The following is a 24735-nucleotide window of genomic DNA, read 5'->3' on the forward strand; positions in this document are numbered from 1 at the left end:
AGATTGTAGAAAGGAGGTATTTTTATGGAAAACTGTGGAGAATTTCGCGAAGAGCGTCGCAACAATGGTTCAGCATTCGCTCTAATCATTGTACTATTCATTCTTCTAATTATTGTCGGCGCTGCTTTCATGAATAACTCGTATTAACATTTCCGAATTTTATTATTGTCATAGATGCTTAATGTACAAAAATCACAATTAATAACCACTAAAACTCCCGTTGCTCATAATCATAGTAGGGTAAATCTAATTTAACCTAACACCTCTAGATTTGTTGGTCAGGGTCACTTAGCACCGGGTGACCCTTTAATAGTTTCTTTCCTCATTTATTTGCCTACTTTACTGAACATTTTCTTTCAGATATTCACTTAATATAGTGATGTAATTTAAAATTCCACTTTGATATATCTTTTAAAGTAACCTTCTACTCCTTCTTATTCAACTAACCTGCGCCGTTAGTTTAAGTACATTTCTTCACAATCTTCATAATTAAGATAAATATCCAATAAGAAATTATCTCACCCCTAAAAATCTAATGGATTTTAGAAATGGTTTCATTTCACTTATAACCAAATTTATAACGCCATTGGTTACTTTGAAACTATTCAAGTGTTGTTGTTTAGTAACTATATTATAGTTGACGTTGTAATGATCGTATTGCCAAATCTAGAATAACGAATTTGTGTAAAAGTCTTTGTTATTCAAATTTTATCATACAACTGTTTTCTTCTTGTGAAGAACTGGAACAACGGCTAAAACCTTAATAATAATAAATGTACGTTTAGCTTGCTTTTAAAGCAAAATGCTTGAAAAGAATCATCAACAATTTTTCATGATTTTTACCCGCCTTTTTGTTATTACACCGCTCTTAGATATATACATTATGTTTAACATTTGATTACGTTTCATCGCTTTCATAAGCCGTTCTTTCATCCTCTACCATCCCCCAACAAGAATATTTGTTTGTTATCGCAAAAGAACAAACGTTTGTATTCAAGCAAGCGTAAAATAATGGTAAATGAAAAAAGACCAGCTCGATTCTTAAAACGTAATTGCCAATCCGCTGTCTTTTAAATGTACTTTTGTATCCAAAACTGATAATTTAATTTTTAATTATTGTCAATGCTTACAATTTTATAACGACTAATTACATTTAAAAATTATCAAGGAATGAACATATGAACAAATTAGAACAAATAACTAATGAATTACTTGAAGCTGGATATACAATCGAGGAAATTATAGCAGCCTATAATAAGGTAATTAAGGCAAGTAAACAAACAGAAGCAGATGATAAAACAAATAGCTAATTACATAGTTATTTGCTTTTATTAAGAGGAAAAGGTTCTTTTGATTTACATTTCGGAGTACCGAATGCCAACAAAAGAACCTTAAATTAAGTTGTTTTTTAATAAAGTTTTATTTAAATTCACTCTAAATTCTTGATTTTTCACTACATGTTTTGAAAAAATTGCATTACTTTGAAACTATTTTAGACACCATTAAAAATTTTAGTATCAATAAGTTATCTCAAGCTTTTCTAGACCAAATGACAACTGGTATAAGAATTAAGGATAATAGACCTCCAGCTAAAGATAATGTTGCATAGCTTGCATTAGCTACTACCATGCCTGAGAGCGCACCACCAGAAGCTCCTGCTAGTGCAACTAAAACATCTATTTTCCCTTGCGTTTTTGCTCTAGTGGAAGGTTCAGTTGAATCAACTATTTGTGTAGTACCACTAATTAAGCCAAAGTTCCACCCTAATCCAAGTAAAGAAAGAGCAATGATTAATAGAACCATAGAATCACTCGGTGCGAATGCCGCTAATAAACCAGCAAATAACAACGTCACTCCGGAAGCAATACTCATGACTGTTCGTCCGATTTTATCAACAAGAATACCTGTTACAAGCGACGGAAGATACATTGAACCTACATGAAAACCAATAACAATTCCAACCTCCGATAAACCGTGACCATGATGTTTCATATGTACAGGTGTCATTGTCATAATTGCAACCATTACAATTTGAGTAAGTACCATAACCGTTGCACCGACTGTAAGACCTCTTTTATTTAGTGCTTTTTTATTTAAGGATTCTGTCTTATTTCCATGCTCATTTTCTTGTTTGTGTGCTTCTATCATTTTTGCAATTTCTAATGGATCGGGACGTAACATAACAAAAAGGACAAGACCCGCTAAGATAAAGGCTGTTGCTGATAAGATAAATGGACCCGCAAGAGCCGGTACACCAATAGAAACAGCAAATTCCCCCATAATATCTACTAAATTTGGCCCTGCAACGGCACCGAATGTTGTCATAACCATTGTAGTGCTGATAGCTGTTGCTCGTTGTTTATTATTTGCTAAATCTGTACCTGCATATCGAGCCTGTAAATTTGTTGCAGTCCCTGCGCCATAGATTAGTAGAGAAGCAAATAGTAAAATGACACTATTCATCATAGCAGCAATTACTACACCAATTGCACCGAGTCCACCGACAATAAAACCTGTTGATAAACCAGTGCGACGCCCATAACGTTGTGATAGTTTCCCTACAATTAAAGCTGCTCCTGCTGACCCTAAAGTAAATAAAGCGGACGGTACTCCTGCATAAGCATCCGTTCCCAGCATTTGCTGAGCTAAGAGAGCCCCTACCGTAATACCTGCTGCAAGACCCGCTCCACCAAAAATTTGTGATAGACTTACAATGAGCAAGACTCGCCTATATAGTTTTTTTAGCTTTTCAGGTGATTCTATATAACTCTCAATTGAATCTTGTGATTTATCGAACACTTATCAACACCTTCTTTCTATAATTTATCTAGATGGTTAAAACGTAACCATCTTATCAGCCCATTCTACAACTTTAATGCAATCATCCATTGTAGAAATTGGACAGGAAAATGTTTTATCAAGAGATCGCAATTTTTAACATGTTCCGCAAGCTAAAAGTTCACCCATTAACTCTTTAAATTTATTCATTTCTTTTTTAACATTAAACCTTGGATGTTCAATGTTTTCACATTCTACAGCTTCACCCATTTTAACTTCATAAAAAAGAGAAGTACACTTTTTCATCCTGTATCCCATGATTGTTGCTTAATAACCATGTGAAAAAGTACATTAAAACATCATAAAGAAGGTAGAACTATCAAAAATAGTATACAGATTTGACAGTTCCTTTTTTACTGTTATTCAATGTGCATGCATAACAACATTCTTTTTCTTTGAATATAGTAAAAAAGTGATTGTTAAGCTTAAGCTAATAATACCGAAAACAAGCCCCATTCCACTTAAACCAATTAAATCTAACATCATACCTGTCGACAATAAAACGACCTGAAAAATGACTGAATCTATCATATTGCGGAATGAGAAAAATCGACCATGGAAATCTTTTGGTACCTGTTTTTGAAAAATCACCATTGTCGTTGGGAAAAAACAGCCTACTGAAAAACCAAACACTCCAAACGCCATGAGTGCAAAGAATTTAATATCCGATAATAATAGCATTAGCTCCATCGAACCAATGATAAATGCTAATGTAAAGAGCAGTGTCCCAATTTTCACTCGTTCCGTAATGAATTTTAAACCAGCTGCACCTAGCATGAAACCTATGCCCTCAACTGTATACAATAATCCTGATATCGTCGTTGAATGATGGATCTCAGAAATTTTCATAATAACTAAATTAAAGGAGCCTAAAAATAATGTTGGAATTAACATTAAAACAAGTGTCATTAAAACAACAGGGTGCTCCTTCACCATTGGTAATACCTCTTTAAAGCTGCCCTTTTTCTTATTTGTTATCGACTGATTTGCCGTTTCATCTAATTGTAGGAAGCTTGTAATAACAAACATCATCATATAGACGATAAATGAAATGATGTACAACCATTTCAGCTCAAAGAAACTTAACATGAATCCTGCAGCAGCAGTTCCAATAATTCTTGATATCGTTCGAGCATTCATTTGCCAAGCATTTAATGTAATTAAATCCTTATCCTTGACAATCATTGGAATGATAGATTGTAGAGCAGGCATATAAAAGGCAGCTGCTATTTGCAACGTAATTAAAAAAAGAATCATCCAAATAACCGAATTTGTATAAAGTGCCATAAACATAAATAACACACTTATAATTCGCCCTACACTCGCCAGCTGCACAACTGTTTTTTTCTTTGACTGGTCAATAATACGTCCTGCCAACGGACCAACGACTAAACCTGCCAATATACCAATAGCAATAATTAATGATTTGTGAAAGTCAGAGGGAACGACCTCTTGCATAAAAGCAAGATTCCCTATAATCCCAGCCCACAAGCCAAGGCCAACGACAAATTCACCTAATAAAATAATCCATACATTCCGATTACGCCACATGCAGTATCTCCTTGTTGTTTCAAATATTAATTAGTACATAGTAACAAAATTATAAATATTCGTACATATAAATATTACAATTCTTCTATATTTTATCTTTATAAAAATATTTATATCATCATCATTTTTCCTAAGGCATTATAAACCTTTAATTATGTTATCTCTCCTTTTCGAATCGCTTTTAAAAGTATACTATTTTCTTATAATGTAAGAATCATGCAAAAGTTTGAAATAGGCGATTCGAGTTTATTCCACGCTACTTCTGCCTTAGTGGTTCGGACTTGCATTCTATAGATTACATGCTCGTAGGGCGCACAAAAAAACGCCCCACCAAAGGACGTTTTTAAATTTTTACTTACCATAGATACGTTGCATTATTTCGTCAGAATGCTCGTTAAAATAAGTTTGACCGAAGAATTCTATTATATAATGATGTTCTTCCTCTTCCGTTAACAATCCGTATGCTTTCCCGACAGTTCCCCCTTGATTTTTCCAAACAAAATTGTGTGCATCTACTGCATTTGAAAAGTCATCGTTTCTCCATTCATTAAGAATGTCTCTATATTTCTTTTCATGCTTGTAATTTGTATGGTCTAAAATTGTTAACATTGTTTCAACATTATTTTTTGTTAAAGGCATGAAGTCCCATTTATCTTCAGCTTTGACTTTTTGATGTGACATTGCATGAAGATATTGTTCAAATTTTGTTTCATTCGAAAGCCGATTTTTGTTAACTTTTTCTGTAGTTAAATCAAAATCAAGATACAATCCGTCTAGTTGAGAACTATTAGGAGTTACTTCAACTGTTTTACCCTTTTCATTTGATTTTTCATTACCGAACACAATTACCGTTGTAATTCCGACTATTATAGTTAACAATATGGCTAAAATAGTGTAAGAAAGTTTTTTCATAAGAAGCACCTCCCTTTACTGTTAAATTGGCACATCACCATAACGTGTGGTTGATTTCCGTTCCGACTGGGCGCTTTGTTGCTGCCGCTACGCTTTCGCACAGATAAAACATTGCCGCTGACGCTTCGCTTTCGCACAGAGCAAAGCTTCCTGGGGGCATCCGATGAGCCGCTTGGGCCAACAGATGTTTTTTGCGCGAAAGCGTAGTGCTAACGTAGCGGCAGCAGAGGGTTTTGTATGTGCGAAAGCGTAGCGACAGCAACAGCACGATGTTGGTCACGAAGGCGTTATCACAGGACGTGATGCTTTTAGCCTTCGTTCCCCTATGTGCTCGCTCCAGGGTCTAATCTGTGACGCTAATCCCCAAGGAGTCGCCCAGTCGGAACGAAGATCAACTTACATATATATGGCATACGTTTTAACGAATGTCATCCATAACTTTTGGTGTTGAGCCGTTAAATTTACTAAATAAAATATATTTGTTAAATTCAAAATCGTTTATCTCTGACTATATCCTTCACGTTAAATCTTTCGTCCAAGTGTAATCTTTTATATCTAAATCTATATATCAAATAATAGTCAACATCGTTTCGTTTTATTCATTTCAATTTTCTCTTCTTTTTATTGATCCCCTAAATATATATTGAAACGTTTTGCTGAACAATAATGTTCTTTGAACAGCTTCCCTTCGTATGGAACTTTTGAAAGATACTCGCTCAAAGTCTTGATTTTTATAAGTCGCGGGTGTTTTGACTAGACACTACACTGCAACAAACCTTTAAATATGATATCTCTCCTCGAATTGCTTTCAAAAATATACAGAAAGTAGACAGTTTGAGAAGAACAGAAAGATTGTATTAGAGGAGCTAATTACAAAAAAAAACACCGTTTGATTAAAAATCAAACGATGTTTCTTCTTTACATAGCTTCTAATTTACTAACGAGCGATTTTCTGCGGCGCTCGACTATTTTTTGACCTACTAATGTAATGACAAATATTAATCCTACTGTTGTTGCCATCATCCCTGCAATGGACGTATCCCAAAGCTTCGCTAAATAATAACCCATTACCGATGCCAGAGCACCAAATAGCATGCTATACATAAACATTTGTTTAATCGTTTTGCTTATTAAATAAGAAGTGGCAGCTGGTCCTATTAGCATAGCGACAACTAAAATTGCGCCGACACTATCAAATGCAGCAACAGTTGTAAAGGAAATCGTTGTCATGAAGCCATAATGTAGAAAAATAACTGGAATACCGATAGAGGCAGCATAAACTGGGTCAAAGGTTGTTAACTTCATTTCCTTAAAGAATAATAGAAGGAACCCAATGTTAATCATCAGTACAAACAATAGCATCCATACGGCCTTTGGCATTGTAATTGATAGCCATGTCCATCTGTCCCAAGGTACAAATGCAATTTCCCCCATTAAAACATGCTCAACATCTAAATGTACATTCCCAGCAAATAATGTGATGAGTAGCACACCTGCGGCAAACAAGGAAGTGAATACAACGCCAATTGCAGCGTCCTCCTGAATGCCAGAAGAATGTAGTAACTGCACTAGGTAGGCCGTTAGTATTCCTGCGAATGCCGCACCAACTAACATCCAAAAGCCATTTAATGTTTGTGTAATAATATAAGCCATGACAATACCAAATAATACGGTATGACTAATCGCATCTGCGATCATCGACATTCTACGCAAAATTAGAAAGACCCCTGCAATCCCGCATGTGACCCCTACTAAAACACCTGTAAAAACAACCCAAAATTCAATCATCCCAACTCACCTTGCTTTCGAAACTGCATTTTCCTACGATATTTATTAATTTGCCCCGCCGGACTAATAAAATAGGAAATAAAGAATATTGCAGCTGCTACTAATACGATAATTGGACCTGTCGATAATCCTGTTCGTATTGAACTAATAAAGGTTCCTGTGATACCGGAAATACCACCAATTGCTGCACTAAGCACAAGCATTGAGCTCAATTTGTTTGTCCATAATTTAGCACTTGCAGCGGGGATAATTAGTAATGCTGACATTAAAATAACACCTACTGCCTGAATGCCTGTAACAATAGTCATCACTATTAATATGGTTAGCGTGGCCTTTAACGCTTCAATCGGTAAGCCAATTCCTTTGGCATAAACAGGGTCAAAGATTAAGAGCTTCCATTCTTTATAAAGAAGCAGACTAACCAAAATAATAATTGTTGCGCTTATAAACAACCACATTAAATCAGCCTTTGTCATCGTCGCTGCTTTCCCAAAAATAAAATTGTTAAGACCGCTTTGATTTCCTAATGGACTGCGATTGACAACTGTTAAAAATACAACGCCAATCCCGAAAAATACAGTTAAAACCAATCCAATTGCTGCATCTGCCTTCATCTTTGAAAAAGAGACAATCCATTGTATGCAATAAACGGACAAAGCTGATGTGATGCCTGCCCCAAGCATTAATATAGGTAATTCTTTTTGCCCTGTTACTAGAAAAGCAAGAGCGATCCCTGGCAATGCAGCATGTGCCGCCGCGTCGCCTACTAAACTTTGCTTTTGTAAGAAGGAGAAGGTACCTGTTATGCCAGCCGCGATACCAAGTAACATCGTACCGACTAATACCCATAGTAAGTTACCAGTTAACATATTCATCCTCCTTAAGCGTTTTGCATCATGAATAGTTTACCACCGTACGTTTTTTGTAATTGCTCTGGTGTAAAAACATCTTCTGTTGCGCCTGATGCTAAAATTGTTTTATTTAAAAGAATTGTATAATCAAAATATTCCTTTACTGTTTGTAAGTCATGATGCACGACAAAAATACTTTTCCCTTGAGCTTTCAAGTCTTTTAAAATATCGATTATCGTTTTTTCGGTAGCAGCATCCACCCCTGCAAAAGGTTCATCTAAGAAATAAATATCAGCATTTTGGGCTAATGCTCTTGCTAAGAAAACTCGTTGCTGTTGTCCGCCTGAAAGTTGACCGATAGAGCGCTCAGCAAAGTCTTGCATGCCTACGCTAGCAAGAGCCTGCTGTGCTAAAATTTTATCCTTTCTAGACGGCCTTTTAAATAATCCAGTATGTCCGTAACGCCCCATCAGAACTATATCAAGAGCATTTGTTGGAAAATCCCAATCTACAGCATTGCGCTGAGGAACATACCCAACTACTAAGCTTTTCGGTTCAAAGACTTTCCCAAGAATTTCAACTTTCCCCACTTTATTCGGTAGCTGATTTAAGATGGCCTTTAAAAAGGTAGATTTCCCCGCTCCGTTTGGGCCAATAATGGCTGAAAGATGACCCGTAGGGACCGATACACAGGCGTTTTCTAATACCGTTTTCTTATCGTATGCGACTGATAAATTTTCAACTGTTAATGCGTTCATCTTTCTCACCTACTTCAATGCATCGACGATTGTGTCGATGTTATGTTGATACATACCGATATATGTACCTTCCGTTGTTCCCTCAGCACCCATAGCATCCGAGAATAATTCCCCACCAATCACTATGTCGTGACCTTTTTCTTTCGCACCTTCAATAACAGCTTTCATTGCTTTATCGGAGACACTTGATTCTATAAAAATGGCTTTAATTTTGTTTGCCACTAAAAAATCCACCATTTCCTGCACATCTTTCACACCATATTCTGAATCTGTACTTAGCCCCTGTAAGCCACGCACTTCAAATCCTTGGCTTCTACCAAAATAATTGAACGCATCATGGGCTGTTACTAAAATACGCTGCTTTTCTTGGATTTCATTTACTCGGTCCTTCGCAGATGTTTTTAATTCATCTAATTTTTTCAAGTAAGCTTCTTCATTTGTTGCAAAGTCGTCTTTAAATTGAGGGTATTCTTCTTGAAGCTTGTCTCCAATTGCCTGAACAACCCCTTTCCAAAGCTCAATATCAAACCAAATGTGTGGATCATGTAGCATAGCATCATCATCACTAGCAAGTAGATCCTTTTTATCTAGTTTTTCTCCAACAGCAAGCACTGTTTTGCTTTTTGACATCTGCTCAAAAATATCAAGCATTTGCCCCTCTAAATGTAACCCGTTATAAAAAATAACCTCTGCCTTATCCAATTTCGATAAATCACTTTGAGTCGCTTTGTATAAATGGGGATCTACTCCCGGCCCCATCAAGGCAGTTACCTTTAAATGGTCGCCACTAATTTCTTTAATGGCATCCGCAATTTGCCCAGTTGTTGCGACAACTACTCCTTCCTTTTCACCTTCTGTTTCAGCAGAACAACCGAAAAGCAAGAGTGATAGTGATAAAACAAGTACACCTAAAAATCTTTTCATGCTTTCATACCTCTTCTTTCTCTTTATATTTAAGGCGTTGTTATCGTTGATTTTAAATATTACTCGTCAGACATTTTTTCGCGGGCTATAACGGTCGCTTCCTCGCAACGCTTCGTTAGGAGTTTTCTGTTTGTTATGCCCGCTCAAGTAGCCTTAGTATCAACACAGCCTTAATTTACATTGATTTTCTAACAAGCCAGCGCCAGCCTATCCAGAAAACAATTATCATCATCGCTACTCCAACAGACTCTGTCAGTTTCCACAAAAGTATAAGAATCAGTAAAATAATTAACGGAAGAATCGTCAGCTTCAAATCATCCAACTCTTTCATTCATTCACTCTTCTTTCTTGAATGATATTTTGTTTCCCTTAGGAAAAATATATGCTTAATATGAAAATAATTCAACTCTTTTATGAATTTTTCTTATAAAAAAGTTTTTTTCACCAAGAAAATTTGGTACTCCTATTACTTTCGCCTAGCACAAAAACACCAGCATTTTGTAGTACAAAAAATGCTGGTGTTTACGCTCAAATTTAATTTCTTTGTATAATTTTTAATAGACAATATCTCCCCCATCCTGCATATCAATAACATAATATGGCTTATCTTCATCATATTCTGAAGGTAGCATAATAGATACCTCATATTGTGCTATTTTTACTTGATGAAATTGCATCATAATTTAGCGCCTCACCTTCTTTGTAACGAATCTACCACAAATGAGAATCATTATTAATCAATGCTTTATTTCAGGCATGTGATTAGGAAAATATGAGGTTATCATCGACCATTTTTTGTTGATATTTTGCTTATGCATGTCCAATTGTAGCGAAGGAAACGGCTCGACGCTCGCCATCAGGAAGCCTTGCTCTGCGCGAAAGCGTAGCGGCAGCAACAAATGTTTTATCTGTGCGAAAGCGTAGCGGCAGCAACAAAGCGAGTAGCCCGTATAGAAATCAGCATCTTCTAATTAATAAATATGGTTAATCAACACACCTGACTTTACTTATCATGATGTGGCTTTCCAATATACTCATATGCATAAATATGTGTTTTAGTAAGCTCAATAATATCTTGAATCAGTGTCTCTTCTGGTTTTTCATAGCCACTTGTAATCCACTGCATCATCAAACCATAAAATCCGTAAGACGTATAATGCTTAAACATTTCCATATTGACAGGCTGATTGTTAATTGTTTCAAATTTAAATTGCTCCATATAAATTTTAGTAATCGTTAGTGGCATTCTAGTATGTAATCCAGGAATCGTATCATCAAAATTTAACAACTCAAAAAATATACGGTTCTTATAAATATAATGAATAATATTAAATGAAGGAGCTCTAAGCTTTGTAGTATAAACCTTTTCACCAAATTGATAAGGCTCCCCTACCGCTATTTCGAGCCCCCTTAACATTGTGTCTAGTAAATTTTCAGCAAGCTCAAATTTATCTTGAAAATGTACATAAAAAGTGCTGCGATTATACCCAGCACGTTCTACAATATGTTTTACCGTAATGGATTGGAAGCCTTGTTGTTTAATTAACTGAATTAATGCCTCATAAAAATGTCGACGAGTTCTTTCCTGTCTTTGTGTCCATTTTGTCAAAATTTCTTCCCCCTTTTTAGACACTTTCTTTTGTTATGTCTACTACTTAGACACTTGCAGTTATATTAATGATTGTTTCCTTATTGTAGCGTTTTACAATAAAAGTACACAGTGATACGCACATTGTGTAAGAGAAAATGATTTTTAAGGGAGTGTAATTTATGGGGAAGTTACAAGATAAAGTGGCGATTATTACAGGAGGTGCATCTGGAATTGGTGCAGCAACTGCTAAATTGTTTGTAGCAGAGGGCGCAAAAGTTGTTCTCGTAGATTTAAACGATGGAAAAGGGAAAGAATTCGAGGCACAATTAAAATCTTCAGGGGCAGAAGCTATTTTCTTAAAAGCTAATGTTACAAATGAAGAAGAAGTAGCGAATATTTATAAAACAACCATCGAGACATTTGGTAAAGTCGATGTCCTTTTCAATAATGCAGGTATTGGTCGTGTCACACCAACGGAGGAATTACCTTATGCGGAGTGGCGCAATACAGTCAACGTCGACTTAGACGGCGTGTTCTTAATGGCTCAAGCCGCTATCAAAGAAATGTTAAAAGCTAATGGTGGCGCAATTGTTAACACTGCATCGATGTATGGCTGGGTTGGTTCTCCTGGTTCAGCAGCTTACAATGCGGCTAAAGGTGGGGTTATTAACTTAACACGCTCTTTAGCTCTTGAATATGCAACTCGTGGTATTCGAGTGAATGCCCTATGTCCTGGCTTTATCGACACACCAATTATTCCAGAAGAAAGTAAAGAACCTTTACGTCAATTAACACCAATGCAGCGTTTAGGTCAAGCAGAAGAAATGGCAAAAGCTGTACTATTCATGGCTTGTGATGACTCTACTTTCATGACAGGAAACACATTAACAGTAGATGGTGGTTACACTGCACAATAAGTTCTACCTAAAATATTCGCTTCCTTCCATAGGATAGCGAATATTTTTACATCAAACATCTAGTTCCTTCCCCATATTTTAACTGATACTTTTCCATTACTCGGCTAAAAAACGAGGCTAGAACTTGCTGAAATAGCATACCGAACACTACAGGCATGACTGTTTTTGCTGGAAAGTATGTAGTCGCAATAACAACCCCTACAGCAATATTACGCATCCCTCCTGTAAAAACGAACATTGTAATGATGCTTATATCCTTCCAAAGAAAATGCCCTAGCACTAAACATAACGCATACCCTGATACAGCTAGTACAAATACGACCAAAATAACACTAACAAGTTCCCAGCTAATATTTTTAATATACGGGGCAATTGCGCTACTATTAATCATCACAATGCTAAACAAGCTTAGTTTTGAAAAAGGGGCTAATTTCCTTCCTAGTGTCACCGCAATATTACCTTTAGTAAACTCGTTCAACGCTACGCCTACAAGAGAAGGCACAACAATCATCCATAGTAAATCTAGCATCAGACCAGCAGTATCAATGTCGATTGTTTGCCCCGCAAGAAAATGTAGTAAAACAGGAATAACAACGGGTGATATGAGTGTATCAATTAAAATAATTGCAAGACATAATGCAAGATGTCCCCTACAAATACTTACCCAAATAAAACTCGTTACCCCTGTTGGCACAGCGACTGCTAAGACAAAGCCTATTGTTAGTAAATGATCGTGAAAGATGATGGTTGCTATAAAATAAGCCCAAATTGGCATTAGTAGATGTAAAAATGCAATAGCCATTAAGATAACTATTGGATATTTTTTAAGACTTTTAAGCCCCTCAAAATTCATACTCAAACTACCTGCAAATGTCATAAAAGCAAACAGCCACGGCACTAAAAATAAAAGCTGATGCCCTACATTCTCTAACAGTACACCGATCACTAAGCTAAGCGGCGTTAAAATAGGCATCCATTTTTGGAGGTATTTATTAACATTATTTACCATTTCTATTTCTTCCTTCTTTCTTTAAAGAACAGTTTTCTTTAGCTTCCTTTCTAGTAAAATACACTAGAAAAATTTGCAGTTTTTATCCATATCCTGCAAACTATTAACATAACTTGCTAGAAAGGATGAAAGAGACTAATGAGAAAAATAGTGTGCGCTTTATTGCTTTCCATATTTGTTATGACAAGTGGATACACCGTACAAGCTGCTGGCTTTAAAGATGTACCAGAAGATCACTATGCCTATGAAGCCATCATATGGGCAGAGAAATATGATATCGTTAATGGCTATGCAGATGGTACATTTAAACCTAATGCAACAATTACAGAGCAACAATTAGCTAAATTACTTGCCAATTTTTATGAGCTTGAATCACCGTTTGATGAGTTAAAAAAACAGACCCCTGCAGCAATCTGGTCTGATGAATATTACAATCGACTTGCAAGCTATGGTGTACCACTAAATGGATATCTTGATAACAATATTCGAGCAGCTAGTGTGAAACGCGGTGTTGTAGCACAGGCAATTACACATTTAGCTCATGGCAAAAGTGGATTAGACCAATCCATACAGTTTTTAATCCATTATTACATTTCCACTGGTCAAAACCCTCAGTATGAAAATCGTAATTTGCAGAAGTTTTTCGGCGTTACAAACAATATGACCCGGGCTCAAGTTGTTACAATGCTCCACCGTATGGATGAAAGGAATTTTTATGAAATTTCAGAGGACGCACAAGCAATTCATGAAAATACTAGCAATGCTTCTTTAAATACACGAGCGAAAAATGGGCAGAATCAGCTAGATAAAACAATGCAGCTTACAACACCTTCTAAAAGTGCTTGGGAAGGTACCTATTCGTATTACTATAAATGGGGTAAAGGCGCAACTGATTTTAATCGCCGTGATGCCCACATTACCAACGCAACAAGCAAAAGCTTTAATATTTTCATTACTGCCAATGATGGAACAGCTGCTGGGAATGTCGATGGGATAGCAACGATTACTTCCAGCACTAAAGCTGTGATGAACAAATCCTCAAACGGCAATCGCTGTGTATTAGAATTTGAACGTCTTAATAATGCGATTAAAATTACCGAGGTTGATTGTCGTGCAGAGCATGATGAAGGTACTAATTTTTCTGGGACTTTGAAGAAACAATAAGTTTTCCATAAGTCCAACTGGAAATCTCCAAACTTTTATAGGAACACCCTTATGGACCTTTATAAATCACAATAATACTATTCAATAGTGAAAAGAACTAAAAAGTGCGAAATGGATTAAAAAATTCATTCGCACTTTTTTTAAATTGTTTTGAACTAGTGTCATTGCCTTTCAAACACTATGCAAGAATACCGTCTATACAACAATGCGTTTTTCGATACAATTATGTGTACCTTAAAAAGGTTTAGTATTGCACAACCATGTTTAACAGTAAACAAAAAGAACCCATTTTGAAAAAAGATCGATCAAAATGGATTCTACAGTTTTTATTATAGATATAATTATTAGTTGAATAGTTTTAGGATAGTAGAACATTGGGATCCGTTAATTTAATAAGCATATCTGAATTAATGAATGTTAGCTTTACGGAAGCCATCAAATACATTGTATGCGGCAGCTATCATAAAGAGGGAAATTCCACCACCTACTATCCACGTTTTAAATTGATTAGTAGTAGTAGCAAATAAATCCGACATATACATAATGAAATCTTGGCTTAGTAAATTGGGATTTAATAGTATTACAATAAATACAATAGTGCCAATTAGCTGTAGGGCCGTATTGCATATTGCCATTCTTTTCGTCCATTGCCGCTTGATTAATTTATAAAGGGATAATGTTATTTCTAAACCTATTACAATAACAACGATAGGCCAATATCGAAGCAAAACTTCTTGATTGAAAGTGGGAGTCACAAATACAAGTCCATCTCTCCCTCCTTCATATACACCTACAAGATAATTCGCATAAAAGTAAAATGTTGCCCAAATCCCAGTCCACATTAAACTTAAAAAGACTTCGTACTTTGATATTGCTTTTTTCTTAGGAATATAAGGTTTATTTTTTAAATCATCAGGCGTCCATTCTTTAAAGCGTGCTGTTAATGGCTGCCCACCTCTTCCTTTATCTGTTCTTTCCAATACAACAAGCATAAGTGTTAGCCAAAAGAATACTTGGATCCCTACTTCAATGACTCTCTGAATTCCTTCAGTCATAAGGTTCAAACCAATATTTAAAACCGCTTGTTCCCCACTATATCCAATAAAATATTCGGTAGTCATTGCGATTAACGAAATGACAGCAGCAATCGGTAAAATCATTTTAAGTAAAGTCATATATACATCAAAATAGCGTGGACCAATTAAGTACATTGGCCAATCTCGATAATTACTTGCCAATGCCACTGGACTTCCTAATTTTTCAAGAACCTCTTTTACATCTTCTTCACTATAATCATCTGGCAGCATATCCTCTATGTTTGACCGTAACTCAAGTATAATATCCTCACGTTTTTTTTCAGGAAGCCTTTGAGCAACTTCTCGAATATAAACCTCAATTAAATTCATCGTCTTCCTCCCCTTTCAATAGGTTATACAGCTCTTTCGAATTCTCTATCCATTCCTTTTTCAACTGTAAAAATATCTCTAGCCCATATTCACTTAAAACATAGTACTTACGAGGTCTACTCTCAGATGTATCCCAACTACTCGACACCAACTCCTGTTTCTCTAATCTACGAAGCAATGGATATAAGGTACTTTGATCTATAGAAACACCTAACCCTTCCAATAATGAAACAAGTGAATATCCATACTGAGGCGTTCGTAATTGACTTAAAACTGCCAATGTCAACGTTCCTCTCCTAAGCTCTGTAGTTAATGAATTCAATAAATTACTCATCCACCCACCTCATTTTAATTACTAAATGTCATACAGTATTTACTCTATACTATGCATCGCACACTATTGTTGTGACGAAATTAATCAAAATTCTGTATTATTTAAAAATACCGGAAAATTGAATCTACAGTAAAAGTTGAAATGAAAAAAACCACAAATTTAGATAGGTCTAAATTGTGGTTTCCTCTTTATAAAATAATTTAGGTTTTAAAACGATACCCTATTTCAGGGGCCTACATCTTTTTCTCACCAGTCCGGGTATAACAAGCTCTTAAAACTTCTTATACATCTTCATGGCAATCTCCATAAAATCAGCGAGATACGGAGATATGTGTTTATCCTTATGCCAAGCGATATCCGTAAAGATTTCTGCTAAATTCATTGATGTAGTCAGTTCTTTTAAGCTATAGTTTTCTAACTCTTTCTCCACCACCATTTTGGGTAAGAATGAAATACCTAAGCCTGCCATCACACATTGCTTAATGGCTTCAATACTTGCAAATTCAATCATTTGTATTGGTAGCGTACCTTCCTGCTGTAGCTGAGCTTCCAATTGATTACGGTAGGAGCAACCACTTTCCGTCAGAAGCATCGTTTCATTTGATAGTTGCTGTAAAGAAAATACATCTCTTTCCGCGTTGCTATCAGTAGGTGCACTGACAAATACTAATTGCTCTTGAATAAGTCGCTCACGATGTAACATAGGTGTTTCCTTATAGGCATCTGTAATAAACGCTATATCTAGATTGCCTGACTGCAATAAATCTTTGGCGATTTCGGTTGTATGTACAGGCTTAAAAATGATTTTTACTTGTGGATGGGCTTTCTGAAATTGTTGTAAAATACTCGGAAGACGGTACACACATTGACTTTCCTGTGCACCTATTTTTAACACCACTTGTGCTTGTTCACTTAATACAGCTTTTTTCATATCCACATTTAAATCTAGCATTTTTTGAGCATACTGTTGTAATCGCTTGCCCTCCTCCGTAAGGGTAATACGTTTTCCCAGCCTCTCAAAAAGAACAACACCTAGCTCATCTTCAAGCGATTTAATTTGTGCTGTTATACTTGACTGTGCATAATCCAGTAGTTGAGCTGTCTGCGTAAAACTTAACGTTTCTGAAGCTGTTAAAAACGTTTGTAGTTGTTTCATATCCATCTACTTCACCTCTAAATCGTTTTTTTCGATACATTTCATCGAAACATTCATCTTTATCGATAATAAAAATAAGTTTACACTAGTTATAACTTGAATGACAGAGGAGGCTTCATATGAACATTACCGCATTTATTGGAAGCTCTAGAGCCGGTAGTAATAGTGAACAACTAGCTGATTATGTATTAGAGGGCATCAATCATGAAAAAATCGATCTAAAAAATTTAACGATTGAGCCCATCAACGATTTACGTCATGATGACAATGGCTTTCAGTTTGTAGATGATGATTATGATCAAATCATCGATGCGTTTTTAACAAGTGATATCGTTGTTTTTGCAACACCAATATATTGGTACAGCATGTCGGGACTCATGAAGAACATGGTGGATCGACTCAGTCAAGCAATTCGAGATGAGCGTTTTCCACAGCTAAAGGAAAAATTACAAACTACCGAAGCTATTGTTCTTGCTGTCGGTGGTGACGACCCATATATAAAGGGTCTACCAATGATTCAACAATTCCAATACATCTTTGACTTCTTAAAAATGCCGTTCTCATCGTATATTATTGGGGAAGCAAACAAACCAGGTGAGATTAGTCATGACGCACAGGCACTAGCGCAGGCATCCATTTTAAATAAGCAGTTAAAAGCACGAATCTATCCCATTTAAAAAAACGACCTGAAAGCGGCTATGCTTTTAGGTCGTTTCATTATGAAAACAAAATGGTCGAGGAAATCTTGGTGAGAATTGTGTCGCTTTAAATGAGGGAGTTTCCGTTCCAGGCTACTTGCCATAATCAATTAGAATAACTAATAACTGTGTCAGCGATTATATATCTGTTGTTGCTGACGCTACGTTGCCACTTTGCTTTCGCACAGAAAACATTTGTGGCTGTCGCTTCGCTTTCGCACATAAAACATTTGTTGCTGTCGCTTCGCTTTCGCACATAAAACATTTGCTGCTGTCGCTTCGCTTTCGCACATAAAACATTTGCTGCTGTCGCTTCGCTTTCGCACATAAAACATTTGCTGCTGTCGCTTCGCTTTCGCACATAAAACATTTGCTGCTGTCGCTTCGCTTTCGCACATAAAACATTTGCTGCTGTCGCTTCGCTTTCGCACATAAAACATTTGCTGCTGTCGCTTCGCTTTCGCACATAAAACATTTGCTGCTGTCGCTTCGCTTTCGCACAGAAAACATTTGCTGCTGTTGCTTTGCTTTCGCACAGAAAACATTTGCTGGCCCAAGCAGCTCATCGACCCTCCAGGAAAGCGACCAGCCGGAATGGAAATCAACCCCTAGTTTTGCAAAGCTGTCATACTTTATTTAATAGGACACCTTAATTTCATTACATAATAGTTTTTATATGTTAAACTTCCGCTTCTACCGGAATATGCTGGAATGTTGTAACATCAAATAACCCTGTATCGGTTAGCTTTAAAGCAGGTATAACAGGTAATGCGACAAATGAAAACGTCAATAAAAAATGGAAATCTAGTGTTGGATTAAGCTTGTGTAAGGCGTTATGCAGACTTGCTAATTGCTTTTTAGCTTCATCAGCTGGTACGTCAGTCATTAAGCCTCCAATTGTTAAAGGCATTTCCGCTAAAATCTCTCCATCAGCTACAATAACAAAACCACCTTGAATTTCTTGAATGCGTGATAAAGCAAGTAACATATCTTCATCATTCGCACCAACTACTAATGCATTATGCGAATCATGAGCTACAGTAGTGGCCACTGCCCCTTTTTGTAAACCAAAGCCCTTCACAATGCCTAGACCTGCCGTATGCAAATTATGATGACGCTCAATAACTGCTAGCTTTAGTAAATCCTGTTCAACTGACGGTACAAATACACCATCTTTCACAGGTACATCTATTACCAAATGGTTCGTAATAAGCTGATTTGGTATAATTTCCATTACATTCGCCTTCGTACCTTTTTGGAATGGAATGCTGAGCATGTCCTTCGTTACTTGCGGTAAATGTACAGAACGATGGATATGTGCAGGTACATTAGGTTCAGTGCGATTCGTTAACATCGCACCATTTTCAGCAACCTTTACGCCATTTTTCCAAACTGCCTTTGCACGCATATTGTCGATGCTCTCGATTAATACAAAATCCGCCTTATAGCCTGGTGCTAACACGCCTCGATCATATAAACGATAACACTCAGCTGTATTAACAGTGGCAAGCTGAATGGCTTGTAGCGGCTCCATCCCTTCCTCAATGGCCATTGCCACGTCAAAGTTAATGCTTCCTTCATCCATTAGCTCGTCAACGTATTTATCATCCGTACAAAAGCCAAAACGGCGAGCATTTGTCGCATTGACAGCGGGCAATAAATCACGTAAATTTTTTGCTGCTGAGCCTTCACGTATTAGTACATACATCCCCTGCTCTACGCGATCAGCAGCCTCCTGTGCAGTTACACATTCATGATCTGTATGGATACCAGCAGCGCGATAACCAGTAATTTGATGGCTATTTAAGCCCGCGCAATGCCCATCTACAACTAAATTAGCCTGCTGTGAAAGCATAATTTTTTCAAGCATACCCGCTTCCCCATTTAAAACAGCAGGAAAATCCATAACCTCCGCTAATCCTCGCACATCTTCATGCTTTAAAAAGGGCTCTAAATCAGCAGCTGTCAGCGTTGCTCCTGCATTTTCAAAATGTGTGCCCGGAACACTAGATGGCAACATAACAAAAATATCCATTTCTGCTTTTTTGGCATCTTCAAGCATAAACTGAATACCTTCAGCACCCGCAACATTTGCAATTTCATGCGGATCTGTAAGGACAGTTGTGATGCCATGTGGAATCAGTACACGGCTAAATTCTGCAGGTGTTAGCATTGACGACTCAATATGTATATGTCCATCAATCAGTCCAGGTACAACATATTTTCCTGCTGCATCCTCTTCTTTTTTAGCTTTACATCTATTCATTGTATCAAGCGCCACAATTTGTCCATTGTTAACGACTATATCTGCTTTTTTCCACGTCAATGTAAAGACATCTGCAATTTGTGCGTTACGTAAAATAAAGTCCGCCTCGATTTTCCCTTGTGATGTTAAAATATTTTGTGCAAGCTGTTGTAGTTTGTTAGTCATTCTCTGCACTCCTTTTTTCTTTATGAATTATCATGCAAAAAATTACTAATGATTGCAAACATTTAACGTTGATAAATAAAAAAGTCAACTCGTATAATGAATGAGTTGACTTCTCTTTTATAGCTAGAAGCTTGTAATTTTTAGTTCTTACTAAATTTCAAAACAGCTAAATTAAAAATCTTAAATAAATACTTTATTGTCAGAAATCCAGCTGAAGTTAAAATCAGTAAATAAATAGAAAGATAAATTAGATTTTTAAAATCAGTCGTTACTGAAAGGTTGACAGATGGTATAGCAATGACAAAAGCCAAAATAAACATAAAAAAATTACTATTTAAAAGTTTCATGAAACAACCCCTCCGCATCTTTGTAAATATATCTCCTATAGTTAAATATACCTTATCTTCATTCGCATTACCAATTAAATGGCAATATATCGCTGTTTTTCGTATGTTCCTCGCCAAACTCTTCCTCTGTTGTATTGGTGAAGCAGTCAATACATAATCAGACAGTGATCAAATCTTAATGGTCGTTTGTAAATTCAAGTTCTTTAGGTGGCTCCCCTTTTTTATTCATTAGACGCATACGAATCGGTTCGATTTTTAGTGTAATCATTTCATCTTGATTACCAACGAAAATGCTTGTAAAAAACTCGGCTAACTTATTTTTTATTCCTTCCTCATGAATTTCTGTTAGTTTTCCTTCAATTTCAACATACGTATCCCCAAAGCCTTCATTTTCGTATCCATATAAAATATGGGTATACGGGTTTTTGCGAAGCTCTTCCATTTTTTCAGAATGTTTATTCGTCACTGTGTACAACACAAAATCTTCATTTTGGAACGTCATGTATCGTGAATATGGTTTGCCATTCTCAACTGTTGCCATCGTTCCTATTTTTTCTCGATTTAAAACTTCTAATATTTCATCTCGTGCAGATGTCAATGTTATCCCAACCTTTCATAATCACTTATATTTTGCCCTACCTTCACTAACCTAATCCGCCTTTTTTTGAAAAATATGAAATAATAATCTTCGGTGATTTTTCTTAATCTATTGCTATAATAATTTGCTGGACAACATGAATTTTTTAGAATGAGGGTTATAATGATGAAGCAAGCATTTTTCACACGGTGTCTGTTCTTCTTAACGGGTATTTTGCTTTTATCCTTAGGTATAACATTGACAATTAAAGGTCAGATTTTTGGTGTTGGTTCGTGGGATGTGTTACATATTGGACTAGTAAAAACATTGGGATTAACTATTGGTACTTGGTCCATTCTCATCGGACTAGCCATAATAGCATTTGATATAGTAGTAACAAAGAAGTTTCCGCTGCCGGGTACGTTTATAGATATGTTTTTAGCAGGAATTTTTATTGATATTTTTAACTATTTGCTTCCTGATATAGATGGTTTTTGGATGCAGCTACTTTCATATGTATGCGGCTTACTATTACTTGGCTGGGGTTGCGGTATGTATATGGTGGCAAATTTAGGGATTGGTCCTCGTGACTCATTAATGCTTCTAATGGTCCATAAGCTTGGCTGGAGTGTCACACGCTCTCGAACAACTATGGAAGTAACTGTCGCTTTAATCGGCTTTTTACTAGGTGGTCCTATCGGGGTTGGTACTGTGCTAATGGCTTTCGGACTCGGACCGATTGTACAATTTGCTTTAACGTTTAATGAAAAATTATTTCTAAGATGGACTGGCGTGAAAAGCGCTGTGGTATAGGCTTACAAGACAATGCAAAAGTGCATTGTCTTTTTTTATTCGGTTGCATTATACAGTTCAACTGTATATAATCAAACTATATAGTTGAACTGTATATGAGGTGAACTTGTGAAAAAACATAAATTACTACCTTTATCTGAAACCATGCATTATATTCTACTCGCCTTACGTGAACCGCTATATGGCTATGCGATGATGCAAAAAATCGAGGAAATGAGCGCTGGTAGTGTAAGAATTGCGGCTGGGACTATGTATGGAGCTATTGAAAATTTGTTGAAATATCATTGGATTTCGCCTGTAGAGACCCAAGATACGAGACGCAAGGTTTATCAAACAACAGCTGAGGGACTAGCCATATTAGCGGCCGAGCAAGAAAGATTGCAGCGAATTTTATCTTTATATGAGGGAGCAGATGAGCATGATAAAGTTTGAAATCTTTTTTGATATCGAAAAAGAAGAGCAATGGTTAAATCATATGTTGTTCAAAGGATGGGTTTGTACAAACATAAATTCTGCCGGTTTTTATACATTTAAAAATACGGTTGATCTTGAACAAGTTATCCGTATTGATTATCAGCAGGATCTTCGGAGAGAAGAGCGATCTAACTATAAACAGTTATATGAGGATTTTGGATGGCAAGCATTAAAAGAAAAATCGTATGACGGTACCTATTATTGGTTAAAAAGAAAAGATGGCAACGATGAATTATTTTCTGATCATGATTCGCAAATTGCTAAATATAAACGATTAATGAAGCATTCCAGCAATTTGGCTATATTCTCCCTGAATTATTCACAGCCATCTGAGATTTAGGGAATTTGGCTAGTTTTTCAGAATTGAGGAAAATAATTAGGAGTAAGTGGTTTAGTAAATTGAGAATCAGGTTGGGTTTTGTACAAAAAACCTATTTTTAGGGCAGACTTCCCCCTTGATGTGGGTTCGATTTTTTAAAAAGGGCTATTTAGTTGAATGTTAGCTGTTGCACCCTGGTCAGGACGTCCCAAAAGAAGCGCTCATAGACAAAACTTGAGGACATTTTAAAATACAGTGAACGTCCAGACTTCACTAATTTACTTGCGACTTTTATCAAACGTGTGCGAATGGTTTGGATTTGAATCCCCTTATATTTTTTCGGGAAACTGAGTGTACGTAGCCAGTTCGTGAAGTTATAGGCAAGTAAACTTAACATCATCCGTGCTTCATTGACAAGGAAATCATGGCTTTTCATCTGATCAAAACCAAAGCCATCTTTCGCTTCTTTTGATGAAATTTTCCATTGTACCTCGCTGTTTGTATGATGCGACAATCGCTTGTGGTGAAAAAGGTTTCACCAAGACTTGTCACAAAAAAGGCATGAGAAAAGAACAGTTCACCGGCTGGACGAGTGGACTGAATGATAATACGACGAGGCTTCGACCAAGAAGAGGCTTGATAAATGGACTCTTCGACATAGCTTTCTGTTACGGACACATCACGGATTTCGTGTGTAGGATGCAATTCTTCCGCAAGAGCTTTTAACTTGGGGTTCGCTTTTAAACGAATAATATAGTACACGGATTCCTTCTCGCATAATTCATATAGATCAGGCACCGCGAAGCCACTATCACCACGGACAAGGTACGATTTTTCAGGAAAAACTTCGTTATAATGTTCGATAAGTGGACGCATAAAATCTACGACACCATTGGAAGTATAAACGTTTCCTGGGCGTAATTGTGCTTTCAAGAAATCACCTGTTAGCCCATCAAATACGACCAGTGGATGAAAGCCCATTATACGATAATGCGCATTGTAGGATGAATGTTCTTGGTTTCCGTATGTATCAGAATGGGTGGAATCTAAATCAAAAATCAGTGCTTTTGATTGTCGGGCATGATGAACTCTATCAAGTAACCCCTGATTCGCCACTTGAAGTTGATGTAGTGCTTGCGTATCAAAGCGCTTGAAGAATCTTGATAACGACGGTTGAGAAGCAAGTGCAGGTATACCAAGCACTTGTGTGAAAATCGGATCATGTGTTAAACGGTCCGCTGCATCATCCTCATGATAATCTGCGATGAGCTGATAAATTTTTTGACGAAGTAGCTGTTCATTTTCATGAATGCAATACGTGCGATCATCTTTTAATTGGAGATGCTTAGCGATTGTTTGAGAAAAGCCGATTTTTTCATCAAATTCACGGAAAATCAATTCCCCGGTGTCAGAAGAAAGCATGCCTCCATCATTAGATAATTTAATGGAACGGTTGAAATGTAGGGTATTTTGCGTTAAAGTAGTCATCATAAGAATCCTTTCTTTTGGTTGATGTTTAGTCGCAATAACCTTAACAGAAATGGATTCTTTTTTCATCTTTTAAGTGAAAAAGAGAATCCCACAGAAAAGCTGATAGGTCAGTTTTTCTGTGGGATTTTGTATATGTTGATGAATAATCTAGGTTCTCTTTTATATGGTTAATGTTTTGTTATTCCAATGACAACTTTTATTTTTTCAATATAAAAGATGCTTATTATACACCAGGTTTATGGGATACAGAAGGTTTTTCGTTCTTTTTTTCTTTTGTATTTGAGACCCCCTTTGCCATCATGCGTTTTATCCCACCTTGGCTATTTTTAGCAACTTTCGGTATGTACGTAGTGATGTATTTCCGTTATCGCAAATCCATTCCCAGT

Annotated in this window: 27 protein-coding genes and 1 pseudogene; 8 read left to right on the forward strand and 20 right to left on the reverse strand. The window is 36.5% G+C overall.

What is annotated here, in order from left to right; translation table 11 throughout:
- Positions 1-24 precede the first annotated feature (24 nt).
- Positions 25-147 carry a YjcZ family sporulation protein gene (locus FJQ98_RS15625; RefSeq protein ID WP_075807376.1) on the forward strand — a complete coding sequence of 41 codons (123 nt, stop codon included), beginning with the start codon at positions 25-27 and terminating at the stop codon, positions 145-147.
- 1031 nt (positions 148-1178) lie between these two features.
- Complete coding sequence (locus FJQ98_RS27220) at positions 1179-1310, forward strand: hypothetical protein (protein ID WP_143115084.1); 132 nt, start codon at positions 1179-1181, stop codon at positions 1308-1310.
- Positions 1311-1530: 220 nt separating this feature from the next.
- Here the strand turns inward: FJQ98_RS27220 and FJQ98_RS15630 are convergent, their stop codons facing one another.
- The 12 genes from FJQ98_RS15630 to FJQ98_RS15675 all read right to left on the reverse strand — a co-directional run bounded on the left by FJQ98_RS15630 (position 1531) and on the right by FJQ98_RS15675 (position 11231).
- The gene (locus tag FJQ98_RS15630) at positions 1531-2799 is read right to left on the reverse strand and encodes an MFS transporter (RefSeq protein ID WP_053597332.1); all 1269 of its coding nucleotides are present in this window, start codon (positions 2797-2799) and stop codon (positions 1531-1533) included.
- A 135-nt stretch (positions 2800-2934) separates the two neighbouring features.
- A complete protein-coding gene (locus tag FJQ98_RS15635) occupies positions 2935-3084 on the reverse strand; it encodes a hypothetical protein (RefSeq protein ID WP_198926951.1) in 150 nt (49 codons plus the stop codon).
- A gap of 117 nt (positions 3085-3201) precedes the next feature.
- Positions 3202-4389, reverse strand: a complete 1188-nt coding sequence (locus FJQ98_RS15640; RefSeq protein ID WP_053597333.1) for an MFS transporter — start codon at positions 4387-4389, stop codon at positions 3202-3204.
- Positions 4390-4740: 351 nt separating this feature from the next.
- Positions 4741-5301, reverse strand: a complete 561-nt coding sequence (locus FJQ98_RS15645) for a DUF6241 domain-containing protein (protein ID WP_053597334.1) — start codon at positions 5299-5301, stop codon at positions 4741-4743.
- Between the two features lie 34 nt (positions 5302-5335).
- Positions 5336-5461 (reverse strand): hypothetical protein, encoded by a 126-nt coding sequence (locus FJQ98_RS27225; protein WP_277815991.1) that lies wholly within the window; start codon positions 5459-5461, stop codon positions 5336-5338.
- Positions 5462-6219: 758 nt separating this feature from the next.
- Positions 6220-7089 carry a metal ABC transporter permease gene (locus tag FJQ98_RS15650; protein WP_053597335.1) on the reverse strand — a complete coding sequence of 290 codons (870 nt, stop codon included), beginning with the start codon at positions 7087-7089 and terminating at the stop codon, positions 6220-6222.
- Entirely contained in the window at positions 7086-7958 is an 873-nt protein-coding gene (locus tag FJQ98_RS15655; RefSeq protein WP_053597336.1) for a metal ABC transporter permease, read from the reverse strand. Before FJQ98_RS15655 ends, FJQ98_RS15650 begins: the two co-directional genes overlap by 4 nt.
- Positions 7959-7969: 11 nt before the next feature.
- On the reverse strand, positions 7970-8698 hold the full coding sequence (locus FJQ98_RS15660) for a metal ABC transporter ATP-binding protein (RefSeq protein ID WP_053597337.1): 729 nt from the start codon (positions 8696-8698) through the stop codon (positions 7970-7972).
- 9 nt (positions 8699-8707) lie between these two features.
- Entirely contained in the window at positions 8708-9622 is a 915-nt protein-coding gene (locus FJQ98_RS15665) for a metal ABC transporter solute-binding protein, Zn/Mn family (RefSeq protein WP_053597338.1), read from the reverse strand.
- A 175-nt stretch (positions 9623-9797) separates the two neighbouring features.
- The gene (locus FJQ98_RS15670; RefSeq protein ID WP_198926952.1) at positions 9798-9953 is read right to left on the reverse strand and encodes a hypothetical protein; all 156 of its coding nucleotides are present in this window, start codon (positions 9951-9953) and stop codon (positions 9798-9800) included.
- A 223-nt stretch (positions 9954-10176) separates the two neighbouring features.
- Positions 10177-10302, reverse strand: a complete 126-nt coding sequence (locus tag FJQ98_RS27230; protein WP_277815992.1) for a hypothetical protein — start codon at positions 10300-10302, stop codon at positions 10177-10179.
- Between the two features lie 323 nt (positions 10303-10625).
- Positions 10626-11231 carry a TetR/AcrR family transcriptional regulator gene (locus FJQ98_RS15675; protein ID WP_053597339.1) on the reverse strand — a complete coding sequence of 202 codons (606 nt, stop codon included), beginning with the start codon at positions 11229-11231 and terminating at the stop codon, positions 10626-10628.
- A 161-nt stretch (positions 11232-11392) separates the two neighbouring features.
- On the opposite strand from FJQ98_RS15675, the gene FJQ98_RS15680 reads away from it, so the two are divergent.
- Positions 11393-12130: an SDR family NAD(P)-dependent oxidoreductase gene (locus FJQ98_RS15680; protein WP_053597340.1), complete on the forward strand. Its 738-nt coding sequence runs from the start codon at positions 11393-11395 to the stop codon at positions 12128-12130.
- Positions 12131-12176: 46 nt separating this feature from the next.
- Here the strand turns inward: FJQ98_RS15680 and FJQ98_RS15685 are convergent, their stop codons facing one another.
- Positions 12177-13139, reverse strand: a complete 963-nt coding sequence (locus FJQ98_RS15685) for a bile acid:sodium symporter family protein (RefSeq protein ID WP_053597341.1) — start codon at positions 13137-13139, stop codon at positions 12177-12179.
- Between the two features lie 138 nt (positions 13140-13277).
- On the opposite strand from FJQ98_RS15685, the gene FJQ98_RS15690 reads away from it, so the two are divergent.
- Complete coding sequence (locus FJQ98_RS15690) at positions 13278-14303, forward strand: S-layer homology domain-containing protein (protein ID WP_053597342.1); 1026 nt, start codon at positions 13278-13280, stop codon at positions 14301-14303.
- A gap of 407 nt (positions 14304-14710) precedes the next feature.
- Here the strand turns inward: FJQ98_RS15690 and FJQ98_RS15695 are convergent, their stop codons facing one another.
- From FJQ98_RS15695 to FJQ98_RS15705, 3 genes are all read right to left on the reverse strand, one after another.
- Positions 14711-15709: an HAAS signaling domain-containing protein gene (locus FJQ98_RS15695; RefSeq protein ID WP_053597343.1), complete on the reverse strand. Its 999-nt coding sequence runs from the start codon at positions 15707-15709 to the stop codon at positions 14711-14713.
- Positions 15696-16043 carry a PadR family transcriptional regulator gene (locus FJQ98_RS15700; protein WP_053597344.1) on the reverse strand — a complete coding sequence of 116 codons (348 nt, stop codon included), beginning with the start codon at positions 16041-16043 and terminating at the stop codon, positions 15696-15698. Before FJQ98_RS15700 ends, FJQ98_RS15695 begins: the two co-directional genes overlap by 14 nt.
- Positions 16044-16314: 271 nt before the next feature.
- Positions 16315-17205 carry a LysR family transcriptional regulator gene (locus FJQ98_RS15705; RefSeq protein WP_053597345.1) on the reverse strand — a complete coding sequence of 297 codons (891 nt, stop codon included), beginning with the start codon at positions 17203-17205 and terminating at the stop codon, positions 16315-16317.
- Positions 17206-17318: 113 nt separating this feature from the next.
- Between FJQ98_RS15705 and FJQ98_RS15710 the strand changes: the two genes are divergently transcribed.
- On the forward strand, positions 17319-17876 hold the full coding sequence (locus FJQ98_RS15710) for a flavodoxin family protein (protein WP_053597346.1): 558 nt from the start codon (positions 17319-17321) through the stop codon (positions 17874-17876).
- Between the two features lie 182 nt (positions 17877-18058).
- Here FJQ98_RS15710 and FJQ98_RS15715 read toward each other — a convergent pair whose 3' ends face one another.
- The 3 genes from FJQ98_RS15715 to FJQ98_RS15725 form a co-directional block, all read right to left on the reverse strand.
- Positions 18059-18463 carry a hypothetical protein gene (locus FJQ98_RS15715; protein WP_201406477.1) on the reverse strand — a complete coding sequence of 135 codons (405 nt, stop codon included), beginning with the start codon at positions 18461-18463 and terminating at the stop codon, positions 18059-18061.
- Between the two features lie 113 nt (positions 18464-18576).
- Complete coding sequence (gene ade, locus FJQ98_RS15720) at positions 18577-20328, reverse strand: adenine deaminase (RefSeq protein WP_053597348.1); 1752 nt, start codon at positions 20326-20328, stop codon at positions 18577-18579.
- Positions 20329-20850: 522 nt separating this feature from the next.
- On the reverse strand, positions 20851-21273 hold the full coding sequence (locus FJQ98_RS15725; RefSeq protein WP_053597350.1) for a pyridoxamine 5'-phosphate oxidase family protein: 423 nt from the start codon (positions 21271-21273) through the stop codon (positions 20851-20853).
- A gap of 165 nt (positions 21274-21438) precedes the next feature.
- Between FJQ98_RS15725 and FJQ98_RS15730 the strand changes: the two genes are divergently transcribed.
- The 3 genes from FJQ98_RS15730 (at position 21439) to FJQ98_RS15740 (ending at position 22879) form a co-directional block, all read left to right on the forward strand.
- Positions 21439-22065, forward strand: a complete 627-nt coding sequence (locus FJQ98_RS15730; protein WP_053597359.1) for a YczE/YyaS/YitT family protein — start codon at positions 21439-21441, stop codon at positions 22063-22065.
- Positions 22066-22209: 144 nt separating this feature from the next.
- Positions 22210-22497 carry a PadR family transcriptional regulator gene (locus tag FJQ98_RS15735; RefSeq protein ID WP_053597360.1) on the forward strand — a complete coding sequence of 96 codons (288 nt, stop codon included), beginning with the start codon at positions 22210-22212 and terminating at the stop codon, positions 22495-22497.
- Positions 22484-22879 carry a DUF2812 domain-containing protein gene (locus FJQ98_RS15740; RefSeq protein ID WP_082340460.1) on the forward strand — a complete coding sequence of 132 codons (396 nt, stop codon included), beginning with the start codon at positions 22484-22486 and terminating at the stop codon, positions 22877-22879. The genes FJQ98_RS15735 and FJQ98_RS15740 overlap by 14 nt, the downstream gene beginning before the upstream one ends.
- Positions 22880-23027: 148 nt before the next feature.
- On the opposite strand, the pseudogene FJQ98_RS15745 reads toward FJQ98_RS15740, so the two are convergent.
- Positions 23028-24346 (reverse strand): annotated as a pseudogene (locus tag FJQ98_RS15745) (IS1380 family transposase).
- Positions 24347-24735 lie beyond the last annotated feature (389 nt).

The organism is Lysinibacillus agricola (assembly GCF_016638705.1).
Classification (GTDB): domain Bacteria; phylum Bacillota; class Bacilli; order Bacillales_A; family Planococcaceae; genus Lysinibacillus; species Lysinibacillus agricola.